The organism is bacterium SCSIO 12844 (genome assembly GCA_024397935.1).
In the GTDB taxonomy this organism is placed as follows: domain Bacteria; phylum Pseudomonadota; class Gammaproteobacteria; order Francisellales; family Francisellaceae; genus M0027.
On the sequence record CP073743.1, the window covers coordinates 884111 to 896753 of the forward strand.

The 12643-nt window shown below is 43.4% G+C and carries 13 protein-coding genes; 1 reads left to right on the plus strand and 12 read right to left on the minus strand.

Going from position 1 to position 12643, the window contains the following annotated elements; genetic code table 11:
* Nucleotides 1-50 precede the first annotated feature (50 nt).
* From KFE69_04415 to KFE69_04470, 12 genes are all read right to left on the minus strand, one after another.
* Complete coding sequence (locus tag KFE69_04415; GenBank protein UTW43351.1) at nt 51-311, minus strand: VCBS domain-containing protein; 261 nt, start codon at nt 309-311, stop codon at nt 51-53.
* Nucleotides 256-630, minus strand: coding sequence for a VCBS domain-containing protein (locus tag KFE69_04420; GenBank protein ID UTW44001.1), 375 nt, complete (start codon nt 628-630; stop codon nt 256-258). Before KFE69_04420 ends, KFE69_04415 begins: the two co-directional genes overlap by 56 nt.
* Nucleotides 567-887, minus strand: a complete 321-nt coding sequence (locus tag KFE69_04425) for a VCBS domain-containing protein (GenBank protein ID UTW44002.1) — start codon at nt 885-887, stop codon at nt 567-569. The genes KFE69_04420 and KFE69_04425 overlap by 64 nt, the downstream gene beginning before the upstream one ends.
* A 164-nt stretch (nt 888-1051) precedes the next feature.
* Nucleotides 1052-1270, minus strand: a complete 219-nt coding sequence (locus tag KFE69_04430; protein ID UTW44003.1) for a VCBS domain-containing protein — start codon at nt 1268-1270, stop codon at nt 1052-1054.
* Entirely contained in the window at nt 1246-1731 is a 486-nt protein-coding gene (locus KFE69_04435; GenBank protein UTW44004.1) for a VCBS domain-containing protein, read from the minus strand. Before KFE69_04435 ends, KFE69_04430 begins: the two co-directional genes overlap by 25 nt.
* Before the next feature lie 120 nt (nt 1732-1851).
* Nucleotides 1852-1977: a VCBS domain-containing protein gene (locus KFE69_04440; GenBank protein ID UTW43352.1), complete on the minus strand. Its 126-nt coding sequence runs from the start codon at nt 1975-1977 to the stop codon at nt 1852-1854.
* Nucleotides 1974-2192 carry a VCBS domain-containing protein gene (locus KFE69_04445; GenBank protein ID UTW44005.1) on the minus strand — a complete coding sequence of 73 codons (219 nt, stop codon included), beginning with the start codon at nt 2190-2192 and terminating at the stop codon, nt 1974-1976. The genes KFE69_04440 and KFE69_04445 overlap by 4 nt, the downstream gene beginning before the upstream one ends.
* 104 nt (nt 2193-2296) lie before the next feature.
* The gene (locus KFE69_04450) at nt 2297-2401 is read right to left on the minus strand and encodes a VCBS domain-containing protein (protein UTW43353.1); all 105 of its coding nucleotides are present in this window, start codon (nt 2399-2401) and stop codon (nt 2297-2299) included.
* Nucleotides 2385-2654 carry a VCBS domain-containing protein gene (locus KFE69_04455; protein UTW44006.1) on the minus strand — a complete coding sequence of 90 codons (270 nt, stop codon included), beginning with the start codon at nt 2652-2654 and terminating at the stop codon, nt 2385-2387. Before KFE69_04455 ends, KFE69_04450 begins: the two co-directional genes overlap by 17 nt.
* Nucleotides 2629-4137, minus strand: a complete 1509-nt coding sequence (locus KFE69_04460) for a VCBS domain-containing protein (GenBank protein UTW43354.1) — start codon at nt 4135-4137, stop codon at nt 2629-2631. The genes KFE69_04455 and KFE69_04460 overlap by 26 nt, the downstream gene beginning before the upstream one ends.
* Nucleotides 4134-5126, minus strand: coding sequence for a VCBS domain-containing protein (locus KFE69_04465; protein ID UTW44007.1), 993 nt, complete (start codon nt 5124-5126; stop codon nt 4134-4136). The genes KFE69_04460 and KFE69_04465 overlap by 4 nt, the downstream gene beginning before the upstream one ends.
* Nucleotides 5060-12478: a VCBS domain-containing protein gene (locus tag KFE69_04470; protein UTW43355.1), complete on the minus strand. Its 7419-nt coding sequence runs from the start codon at nt 12476-12478 to the stop codon at nt 5060-5062. Before KFE69_04470 ends, KFE69_04465 begins: the two co-directional genes overlap by 67 nt.
* Between KFE69_04470 and KFE69_04475 the strand changes: the two genes are divergently transcribed.
* Nucleotides 12447-12614, plus strand: coding sequence for a hypothetical protein (locus KFE69_04475; GenBank protein ID UTW43356.1), 168 nt, complete (start codon nt 12447-12449; stop codon nt 12612-12614). The genes KFE69_04470 and KFE69_04475 overlap by 32 nt on opposite strands.
* The last annotated feature ends 29 nt before the right edge of the window (nt 12615-12643 follow it).

Sequence of the window (12643 nt, forward strand, 5' to 3'; positions counted from 1 at the left end):
CCATCCGCTTCGATGGTTAAGTCACCATAGTACCAGAGATGGTTTCAGCATTAAAGACGGGCTTCACCTGTATCGGTATCAGAAATCGTTAATGTACCAGAAGTGGTTAAAGTAGCCGCTGCATCTTCAGTCACAGAGCCTGAGGTATCGCCACCAATGGTAGGCTCATCATTAGTACCTGTAATGGTAATGGTAATATCTTGGGTTGTACCATCATCTGAAGTTACAGTAATCGTATCAGTAAGGGTGTCACCGTCACCTAAAGCTGAATGCAGATTGAGAGTTATCAGCAGAATAGCTCCAGTCACCATCCGCTTCGATGGTTAAGTCACCATAAGTACCAGAGATGGTTTCAGCATTAAAGACAGCTTCACCTGTATCGGTATCAGAAATCGTTAATGTACCAGAAGTGGTTAAAGTAGCTGCTGCATCTTCGGTTACGCTACCGTTTGTATCACCACCAATGGTGGGATCATCATTAGTACCTGTAATGGTAATGGTAATATCTTGGGTTGTACCATCATCTGAAGTTACAGTAATTGTATCAGTAAGGGTATCGCCGTCACCTAAAGCTTGAATGGCAGATTGAGAGTTATCAGCAGAATAGCTCCAGTCACCATCCGCTTCGATGTTAAGTCACCATAAGTACCAGAGATGGTTTCAGCATTAAAGACGGCTTCACCTGTATCGGTATCAGAAATCGTTAATGTACCAGAAGTGGTTAAAGTAGCTGCTGCATCTTCAGTCACAGAGCCTGACGTATCGCCACCAATGGTAGGGTCATCATTAGTACCTGTAATGGTAATGGTAATATCTTGGGTTGTACCATCATCTGAAGTTACCGTAATTGTATCAGTAAGGGTATCACCGTCACCTAAAGCCTGAATCGCAGATTGACTATATCAGCAGAATAGCTCCAGTCACCATCCGCTCGATGGTTAAGTCACCATAAGTGCCAGAGATGTTTCAGCATTAAAGACGGCTTCACCTGTATCGGTATCAGAAATCGTTAATGTACCAGAAGTGGTTAAAGTAGCTGCTGCATCTTCGGTTACGCACCAGTTGTGTCGCCACCAATGGTAGGATCATCATTAGTACCTGTAATGGTAATGGTAATATCTTGGGTTGTACCATCATCTGAAGTTACAGTAATTGTATCAGTAAGGGTATCGCCGTCACCTAAAGCCTGAATGGCAGATTGAGAGTTATCAGCAGAATAGCTCCAGTCACCATCCGCTTCGATGGTTAAGTCACCATAAGTGCCAGAGATGGTTTCAGCATTAAAGACGGCTTCACTGTATCGGTATCAGAAATCGTTAATGTACCAGAAGTGGTTAAAGTAGCTGCTGCATCTTCAGTCACAGAGCCTGAGGTATCGCCACCAATGGTAGGGTCATCATTAGTACCTGTAATGGTAATGGTAATATCTTGGGTACCATCATCTGAAGTTACAGTAATTGTATCAGTAAGGGTATCGCCGTCACCTAAAGCCTGAATGGCAGATTGAGAGTTATCAGCAGAATAGCTCCAGTCACCATCCGCTTCGATGGTTAAGTCACCATAAGTGCCAGAGATGGTTTCAGCATTAAAGACGGCTTCACCTGTATCGGTATCAGAAATCGTTAATGTACCAGAGTGGTTAAAGTAGCCGCTGCATCTTCGGTTACGCACCAGTTGTGTGTCGCCACCAATGGTAGGATCATCATTAGTACCTGTAATGGTAATGGTAATATCTTGGGTTGTACATCATCTGAAGTTACAGTAATTGTATCAGTAAGGGTATCGCCTTACCTAAAGCTTGAATGGCAGATTGAGAGTTATCAAGCAGAATAGCTCCAGTCACCATCCGCTTCAATGGTTAAAGTCACCATAAGTACCAGAGATGGTTTCAGCATTAAAGACAGCTTCACCTGTATCGGTATCAGAAATCGTTAATGTACCAGAAGTGGTTAAAGTAGCCGCTGCATCTTCAGTCACAGAGCCTGAGTATCGCCACCAATGGTAGGCTCATCATTAGTACCTGTAATGGTAATGGTAATATCTTGGGTTGTACCATCATCTGAAGTTACAGTAATTGTATCAGTAAGGTCTCCGCCGTCACCTAAAGCCTGAATCGCAGATTGAGAGTTATCAGCCGAATAAGACCAGTCACCATCCGCTTCGATGGTTAAGTCACCATAAGTGCCAGAGATGGTTTCAGCATTAAAGACGGCTTCACTGTATCGGTATCAAAATCGTTAATGTACCAGAAGTGGTTAAAGTAGCCGCTGCATCTTCAGTTACAGAGCCTGACGTATCACCACAATGTAGGGTCATCATTAGTACCTGTAATGGTAATGGTAATATCTTGGGTTGTACCATCATCTGAAGTTACAGTAATTGTATCAGTAAAGGGTGTCACCGTCACCTAAAGCCTGAATCGCAGATTGAGAGTTATCAGCAGAATAGCTCCAGTCACCATCCGCTTCGATAGTTAAGTCACCATAAGTACCAGAGATGGTTTCAGCATTAAAGACAGCTTCACCTGTATCGGTATCAGAAATCGTTAATGTACCAGAAGTGGTTAAAGTAGCCGCTGCATCTTCAGTTACAGAGCCTGACGTATCACCACCAATGGTAGGGTCATCATTAGTACCTGTAATGGTAATGGTAATATCTTAGGGTTGTACCATCATCTGAAGTTACAGTAATTGTATCAGTAAGGGTGTCACCGTCACCTAAAGCCTGAATCGCAGATTGAGAGTTATCAGCAGAATAGCTCCAGTCACCATCCGCTTCGATAGTTAAGTCACCATAAGTACCAGAGATGGTTTCAGCATTAAAGACAGCTTCACCTGTATCGGTATCAGAAATGGTTAATGTACCAGAAGTGGTTAAAGTAGCTGCTGCATCTTCGGTTACGCTACCGGTTGTATCACCACCAATGGTAGGATCATCATTAGTACCTGTAATGGTAATGGTAATATCTTGGGTTGTACCATCATCTGAAGTTACAGTAATCGTATCAGTAAGGGTGTCACCGTCACCTAAAGCTTGAATCGCAGATTGAGAGTTATCGGCAGAATAAGACCAGTCACCATCCGCTTCGATGGTTAAGTCACCATAAGTACCAGAGATGGTTTCAGCATTAAAGACAGCTTCACCTGTATCGGTATCAGAAATCGTTAATGTACCAGAAGTGGTTAAAGTAGCCGCTGCATCTTCAGTCACGCCACCAGTTGTATCACCACCAATGGTAGGATCATCATTAGTACCTGTAATGGTAATGGTAATATCTTGGGTTGTACCATCATCTGAAGTTACAGTAATTGTATCAGTAAGGGTATCACCGTCACCTAAAGCCTGAATGGCAGATTGAGAGTTATCAGCCGAATAAGACCAGTCACCATCCGCTTCGATGGTTAAGTCACCATAAGTCCCAGAGATGGTTTCAGCATTAAAGACGGCTTCACCTGTATCGGTATCAGAAATCGTTAATGTACCAGAAGTGGTTAAAGTAGCCGCTGCATCTTCGGTTACGCCACCAGTTGTGTCGCCACCAATGGTAGGGTCATCATTAGTACCTGTAATGGTAATGGTAATATCTTGGGTTGTACCATCATCTGAAGTAACCGTAATTGTATCAGTAAGGGTATCACCGTCACCTAAAGCCTGAATGGCAGATTGAGAGTTATCAGCCGAATAAGACCAGTCACCATCCGCTTCGATAGTTAAGTCACCATAGGTACCAGAGATGGTTTCAGCATTAAAGACAGCTTCACCTGTATCGGTATCAGAAATCGTTAATGTACCAGAAGTGGTTAAAGTAGCTGCTGCATCTTCAGTTACAGAGCCTGACGTATCACCACCAATGGTAGGATCATCATTAGTACCTGTAATCGTAATGGTAATATCTTGAGTTGTGCCATCATCTGAAGTTACAGTAATTGTATCAGTAAGGGTCTCGCCGTCACCTAAAGCCTGAATGGCAGATTGAGAGTTATCGGCAGAATAGCTCCAGTCACCATCCGCTTCGATGGTTAAGTCACCATAAGTACCAGAGATGGTTTCAGCATTAAAGACAGCTTCACCTGTATCGGTATCAGAAATCGTTAATGTACCAGAAGTGGTTAAAGTAGCCGCTGCATCTTCAGTCACGCCACCAGTTGTGTCGCCACCAATGGTAGGCTCATCATTAGTACCTGTAATGGTAATGGTAATATCTTGGGTTGTACATCATCTGAAGTAACCGTAATTGTATCAGTAAGGGTGTCGCCAGCGCCTAAAGCCTGAATCGCAGATTGACTATTATCAGCAGAATAGCTCCAATCACCATCAGCTTCGATAGTTAAGTCACCATAAGTACCAGAGATGGTTTCAGCATTAAAGACAGCTTCACCTGTATCGGTATCAGAAATCGTTAATGTACCAGAAGTGGTTAAAGTAGCTGCTGCATCTTCAGTCACAGAGCCTGACGTATCGCCACCAATGGTAGGGTCATCATTAGTACCTGTAATGGTAATGGTAATATCTTGGGTTGTACCATCATCTGAAGTTACAGTAATTGTATCAGTAAGGGTATCACCGTCACCTAAAGCCTGAATCGCAGATTGAGAGTTATCAGCAGAATAGCTCCAGTCACCATCCGCTTCGATGGTTAAGTCACCATAAGTACCAGAGATGGTTTCAGCATTAAAGACAGCTTCACCTGTATCGGTATCAGAAATCGTTAATGTACCAGAAGTGGTTAAAGTAGCTGCTGCATCTTCGGTTACGCTACCGGTTGTATCACCACCAATGGTAGGATCATCATTAGTACCTGTAATGGTAATGGTAATATCTTGGGTTGTACCATCATCTGAAGTTACAGTAATCGTATCAGTAAGGGTATCACCGTCACCTAAAGCCTGAATGGCAGATTGAGAGTTATCAGCCGAATAAGACCAGTCACCATCCGCTTCGATGGTTAAGTCACCATAAGTCCCAGAGATGGTTTCAGCATTAAAGACGGCTTCACCTGTATCGGTATCAGAAATCGTTAATGTACCAGAAGTGGTTAAAGTAGCCGCTGCATCTTCGGTTACGCCACCAGTTGTGTCGCCACCAATGGTAGGGTCATCATTAGTACCTGTAATGGTAATGGTAATATCTTGGTTGTACCATCATCTGAAGTTACAGTAATTGTATCAGTAAGGGTATCACCGTCACCTAAAGCTTGAATGGCAGATTGAGAGTTATCAGCCGAATAAGACCAGTCACCATCCGCTTCGATGGTTAAGTCACCATAAGTGCCAGAGATGGTTTCAGCATTAAAGACGGCTTCACCTGTATCGGTATCAGAAATCGTTAATGTACCAGAAGTGGTTAAAGTAGCTGCTGCATCTTCGGTTACGCTACCGGTTGTATCACCACCAATGGTAGGATCATCATTAGTACCTGTAATGGTAATGGTAATATCTTGGGTTGTACCATCATCTGAAGTTACAGTAATCGTATCAGTAAGGGTATCACCGTCACCTAAAGCCTGAATCGCAGATTGAGAGTTATCAGCAGAATAGCTCCAGTCACCATCCGCTTCAATGGTTAAGTCACCATAAGTACCAGAGATGGTTTCAGCATTAAAGACAGCTTCACCTGTATCGGTATCAGAAATCGTTAAGCTACCAGAAGTGGTTAAAGTAGCCGCTGCATCTTCAGTCACGCCACCAGTTGTGTCGCCACCAATGGTAGGGTCATCATTAGTACCTGTAATGGTAATGGTAATATCTTGGGTTGTACCATCATCTGAAGTTACCGTAATTGTATCAGTAAGAGTGTCGCCAGCGCCTAAGGCTTGTATTGCAGATTGGCTATTATCGGCAGAATAGCTCCAGTCACCATCCGCTTCGATGGTTAAGTCACCATAAGTGCCAGAGATGGTTTCAGCATTAAAGAGGGCTTCACCTGTATCGGTATCAGAAATCGTTAATGTACCAGAAGTGGTTAAAGTAGCTGCTGCATCTTCGGTTACGCTACCGGTTGTATCACCACCAATGGTAGGATCATCATTAGTACCTGTAATGGTAATGGTAATATCTTGGGTTGTACCATCATCTGAAGTAACCGTAATTGTATCGGTAAGGGTATCGCCGTCACCTAAAGCTTGAATCGCAGATTGACTATTATCAGCAGAATAAGACCAGTCACCATCCGCTTCGATGGTTAAGTCACCATAGGTACCAGAGATGGTTTCAGCATTAAAGACGGCTTCACCTGTATCGGTGTCAGAAATCGTTAATGTACCAGAAGTGGTTAAAGTAGCCGCTGCATCTTCAGTCACAGAGCCTGAGGTATCGCCACCAATGGTAGGCTCATCATTAGTACCTGTAATGGTAATGGTAATATCTTGGGTTGTACCATCATCTGAAGTTACAGTAATCGTATCAGTAAGGGTGTCACCGTCACCTAAAGCCTGAATCGCAGATTGAGAGTTATCAGCAGAATAGCTCCAGTCACCATCCGCTTCGATGGTTAAGTCACCATAAGTACCAGAGATGGTTTCAGCATTAAAGACAGCTTCACCTGTATCGGTATCAGAAATGGTTAAGCTACCAGAAGTGGTTAAAGTAGCTGCTGCATCTTCGGTTACGCTACCGGTTGTATCACCACCAATGGTGGGATCATCATTAGTACCTGTAATGGTAATGGTAATATCTTGGGTTGTACCATCATCTGAAGTTACAGTAATTGTATCAGTAAGGGTCTCGCCGTCACCTAAAGCTTGAATGGCAGATTGAGAGTTATCGGCAGAATAGCTCCAGTCACCATCCGCTTCGATAGTTAAGTCACCATAAGTACCAGAGATGGTTTCAGCATTAAAGACGGCTTCACCTGTATCGGTATCAGAAATCGTTAATGTACCAGAAGTGGTTAAAGTAGCTGCTGCATCTTCAGTCACAGAGCCTGACGTATCGCCACCAATGGTAGGGTCATCATTAGTACCTGTAATGGTAATGGTAATATCTTGGGTTGTACCATCATCTGAAGTTACCGTAATCGTATCAGTAAGGGTATCACCGTCACCTAAAGCCTGAATCGCAGATTGACTATTATCAGCAGAATAGCTCCAGTCACCATCCGCTTCAATGGTTAAGTCACCATAAGTACCAGAGATGGTTTCAGCATTAAAGACAGCTTCACCTGTATCGGTATCAGAAATCGTTAATGTACCAGAAGTGGTTAAAGTAGCTGCTGCATCTTCAGTCACGCCACCAGTTGTGTCGCCACCAATGGTAGGATCATCATTAGTACCTGTAATGGTAATGGTAATATCTTGGGTTGTACCATCATCTGAAGTTACAGTAATTGTATCAGTAAGGGTATCACCGTCACCTAAAGCCTGAATGGCAGATTGAGAGTTATCAGCCGAATAAGACCAGTCACCATCCGCTTCGATGGTTAAGTCACCGTAGGTGCCAGAGATGGTTTCAGCATTAAAGACGGCTTCACCTGTATCGGTATCAGAAATCGTTAATGTACCAGAAGTGGTTAAAGTAGCTGCTGCATCTTCAGTTACAGAGCCTGACGTATCACCACCAATGGTAGGATCATCATTAGTACCTGTAATGGTAATGGTAATATCTTGGGTTGTACCATCATCTGAAGTTACCGTAATTGTATCAGTAAGGGTGTCGCCAGCGCCTAAGGCTTGTATTGCAGATTGGCTATTATCGGCAGAATAGCTCCAGTCACCATCCGCTTCGATGGTTAAGTCACCATAAGTGCCAGAGATGGTTTCAGCATTAAAGACGGCTTCACCTGTATCGGTATCAGAAATCGTTAATGTACCAGAAGTGGTTAAAGTAGCTGCTGCATCTTCGGTTACGCCACCAGTTGTGTCGCCACCAATGGTAGGATCATCATTAGTACCTGTAATGGTAATGGTAATATCTTGGGTTGTACCATCATCTGAAGTTACAGTAATCGTATCAGTAAGGGTATCACCGTCACCTAAAGCCTGAATCGCAGATTGAGAGTTATCAGCAGAATAGCTCCAGTCACCATCCGCTTCGATGGTTAAGTCACCATAAGTGCCAGAGATGGTTTCAGCATTAAAGAGGGCTTCACCTGTATCGGTATCAGAAATCGTTAATGTACCAGAAGTGGTTAAAGTAGCTGCTGCATCTTCGGTTACGCCACCAGTTGTGTCGCCACCAATGGTAGGATCATCATTAGTACCTGTAATGGTAATGGTAATATCTTGGGTTGTACCATCATCTGAAGTTACAGTAATTGTATCAGTAAGGGTATCGCCGTCACCTAAAGCCTGAATGGCAGATTGAGAGTTATCAGCCGAATAAGACCAGTCACCATCCGCTTCGATGGTTAAGTCACCATAAGTGCCAGAGATGGTTTCAGCATTAAAGACGGCTTCACCTGTATCGGTATCAGAAATCGTTAATGTACCAGAAGTGGTTAAAGTAGCCGCTGCATCTTCAGTCACAGAGCCTGAGGTATCGCCACCAATGGTAGGGTCATCATTAGTACCTGTAATGGTAATGGTAATATCTTGGGTTGTACCATCATCTGAAGTTACAGTAATTGTATCAGTAAGGGTGTCACCGTCACCTAAAGCCTGAATGGCAGATTGAGAGTTATCAGCAGAATAGCTCCAGTCACCATCCGCTTCGATGGTTAAGTCACCATAAGTACCAGAGATGGTTTCAGCATTAAAGACAGCTTCACCTGTATCGGTATCAGAAATCGTTAATGTACCAGAAGTGGTTAAAGTAGCTGCTGCATCTTCGGTTACGCCACCAGTTGTGTCGCCACCAATGGTAGGATCATCATTAGTACCTGTAATGGTAATGGTAATATCTTGGGTTGTACCATCATCTGAAGTTACAGTAATTGTATCAGTAAGGGTCTCGCCGTCACCTAAAGCCTGAATCGCAGATTGAGAGTTATCAGCCGAATAAGACCAGTCACCATCCGCTTCGATGGTTAAGTCACCATAAGTACCAGAGATGGTTTCAGCATTAAAGACGGCTTCACCTGTATCGGTATCAGAAATCGTTAATGTACCAGAAGTGGTTAAAGTAGCCGCTGCATCTTCAGTTACAGAGCCTGACGTATCACCACCAATGGTAGGGTCATCATTAGTACCTGTAATGGTAATGGTAATATCTTGGGTTGTACCATCATCTGAAGTAACCGTAATTGTATCAGTAAGGGTATCACCGTCACCTAAAGCCTGAATGGCAGATTGAGAGTTATCAGCAGAATAAGACCAGTCACCATCCGCTTCGATAGTTAAGTCACCATAGGTACCAGAGATGGTTTCAGCATTAAAGACAGCTTCACCTGTATCGGTATCAGAAATCGTTAATGTACCAGAAGTGGTTAAAGTAGCTGCTGCATCTTCAGTTACAGAGCCTGACGTATCACCACCAATGGTAGGATCATCATTAGTACCTGTAATCGTAATGGTAATATCTTGAGTTGTGCCATCATCTGAAGTTACAGTAATTGTATCAGTAAGGGTATCGCCGTCACCTAAAGCCTGAATGGCAGATTGAGAGTTATCAGCAGAATAAGACCAATCACCATCCGCTTCGATGGTTAAGTCACCATAAGTACCAGAGATGGTTTCAGCATTAAAGACAGCTTCACCTGTATCGGTATCAGAAATCGTTAATGTACCAGAAGTGGTTAAAGTAGCTGCTGCATCTTCGGTTACGCCACCAGTTGTGTCGCCACCAATGGTAGGATCATCATTAGTACCTGTAATGGTAATGGTAATATCTTGGGTTGTACCATCATCTGAAGTTACAGTAATTGTATCAGTAAGGGTATCGCCTTGACCTAAAGCTTGAATGGCAGATTGAGAGTTATCAGCAGAATAGCTCCAGTCACCATCCGCTTCAATGGTTAAGTCACCATAAGTACCAGAGATGGTTTCAGCATTAAAGACAGCTTCACCTGTATCGGTATCAGAAATCGTTAATGTACCAGAAGTGGTTAAAGTAGCCGCTGCATCTTCAGTCACGCCACCAGTTGTGTCGCCACCAATGGTAGGCTCATCATTAGTACCTGTAATGGTAATGGTAATATCTTGGGTTGTACCATCATCTGAAGTAACCGTAATTGTATCAGTAAGGGTATCGCCAGCGCCTAAAGCCTGAATCGCAGATTGACTATTATCAGCAGAATAGCTCCAATCACCATCAGCTTCGATAGTTAAGTCACCATAAGTACCAGAGATGGTTTCAGCATTAAAGACAGCTTCACCTGTATCGGTATCAGAAATCGTTAATGTACCAGAAGTGGTTAAAGTAGCTGCTGCATCTTCAGTCACAGAGCCTGACGTATCGCCACCAATGGTAGGGTCATCATTAGTACCTGTAATGGTAATGGTAATATCTTGGGTTGTACCATCATCTGAAGTTACAGTAATTGTATCAGTAAGGGTATCACCGTCACCTAAAGCCTGAATCGCAGATTGAGAGTTATCAGCAGAATAGCTCCAGTCACCATCCGCTTCGATGGTTAAGTCACCATAAGTACCAGAGATGGTTTCAGCATTAAAGACAGCTTCACCTGTATCGGTATCAGAAATCGTTAATGTACCAGAAGTGGTTAAAGTAGCTGCTGCATCTTCGGTTACGCTACCGGTTGTATCACCACCAATGGTAGGATCATCATTAGTACCTGTAATGGTAATGGTAATATCTTGGGTTGTACCATCATCTGAAGTTACAGTAATCGTATCAGTAAGGGTATCACCGTCACCTAAAGCCTGAATGGCAGATTGAGAGTTATCAGCCGAATAAGACCAGTCACCATCCGCTTCAATGGTTAAGTCACCATAAGTACCAGAGATGGTTTCAGCATTAAAGACAGCTTCACCTGTATCGGTATCAGAAATCGTTAATGTACCAGAAGTGGTTAAAGTAGCCGCTGCATCTTCAGTCACGCCACCAGTTGTGTCGCCACCAATGGTAGGGTCATCATTAGTACCTGTAATGGTAATGGTAATATCTTGGGTTGTACCATCATCTGAAGTTACCGTAATTGTATCAGTAAGGGTGTCGCCAGCGCCTAAGGCTTGTATTGCAGATTGGCTATTATCGGCAGAATAGCTCCAGTCACCATCCGCTTCGATGGTTAAGTCACCATAAGTGCCAGAGATGGTTTCAGCATTAAAGACAGCTTCACCTGTATCGGTATCAGAAATCGTTAATGTACCAGAAGTGGTTAAAGTAGCTGCTGCATCTTCGGTTACGCTACCGGTTGTATCACCACCAATGGTAGGGTCATCATTAGTACCTGTAATGGTAATGGTAATATCTTGGGTTGTACCATCATCTGAAGTTACAGTAATTGTATCAGTAAGGGTATCGCCGTCACCTAAAGCTTGAATGGCAGATTGAGAGTTATCAGCAGAATAAGACCAATCACCATCCGCTTCGATGGTTAAGTCACCATAAGTACCAGAGATGGTTTCAGCATTAAAGACAGCTTCACCTGTATCGGTATCAGAAATCGTTAATGTACCAGAAGTGGTTAAAGTAGCTGCTGCATCTTCGGTTACGCCACCAGTTGTGTCGCCACCAATGGTAGGATCATCATTAGTACCTGTAATGGTAATGGTAATATCTTGGGTTGTACCATCATCTGAAGTTACAGTAATCGTATCAGTAAGGGTCTCGCCGTCACCTAAAGCCTGAATCGCAGATTGAGAGTTATCAGCCGAATAAGACCAGTCACCATCCGCTTCGATGGTTAAGTCACCATAAGTCCCAGAGATGGTTTCAGCATTAAAGACGGCTTCACCTGTATCGGTATCAGAAATCGTTAATGTACCAGAAGTGGTTAAAGTAGCCGCTGCATCTTCAGTTACAGAGCCTGACGTATCACCACCAATGGTAGGGTCATCATTAGTACCTGTAATGGTAATGGTAATATCTTGGGTTGTACCATCATCTGAAGTAACCGTAATTGTATCGGTAAGGGTGTCACCGTCACCTAAAGCCTGAATCGCAGATTGAGAGTTATCAGCAGAATAGCTCCAGTCACCATCCGCTTCGATAGTTAAGTCACCATAAGTACCAGAGATGGTTTCAGCATTAAAGACAGCTTCACCTGTATCGGTATCAGAAATGGTTAAGCTACCAGAAGTGGTTAAAGTAGCCGCTGCATCTTCAGTCACGCCACCAGTTGTGTCGCCACCAATGGTAGGATCATCATTAGTACCTGTAATGGTAATGGTAATATCTTGGGTTGTACCATCATCTGAAGTAACCGTAATTGTATCAGTAAGGGTATCACCGTCACCTAAAGCTTGAATCGCAGATTGAGAGTTATCGGCAGAATAAGACCAGTCACCATCCGCTTCGATGGTTAAGTCACCATAAGTACCAGAGATGGTTTCAGCATTAAAGACAGCTTCACCTGTATCGGTATCAGAAATCGTTAATGTACCAGAAGTGGTTAAAGTAGCCGCTGCATCTTCAGTCACGCCACCAGTTGTATCACCACCAATGGTAGGATCATCATTAGTACCTGTAATGGTAATGGTAATATCTTGGGTTGTACCATCATCTGAAGTTACAGTAATTGTATCAGTAAGGGTATCACCGTCACCTAAAGCCTGAATGGCAGATTGAGAGTTATCAGCCGAATA

Bases quoted from the DNA above. Each gene is read 5' to 3' on its own strand.
- KFE69_04415 (UTW43351.1), bottom strand. From the start codon at position 311: ATGGTGACTGGAGCTATTCTGCTGATAACTCTCAATCTGCATTCAGCT.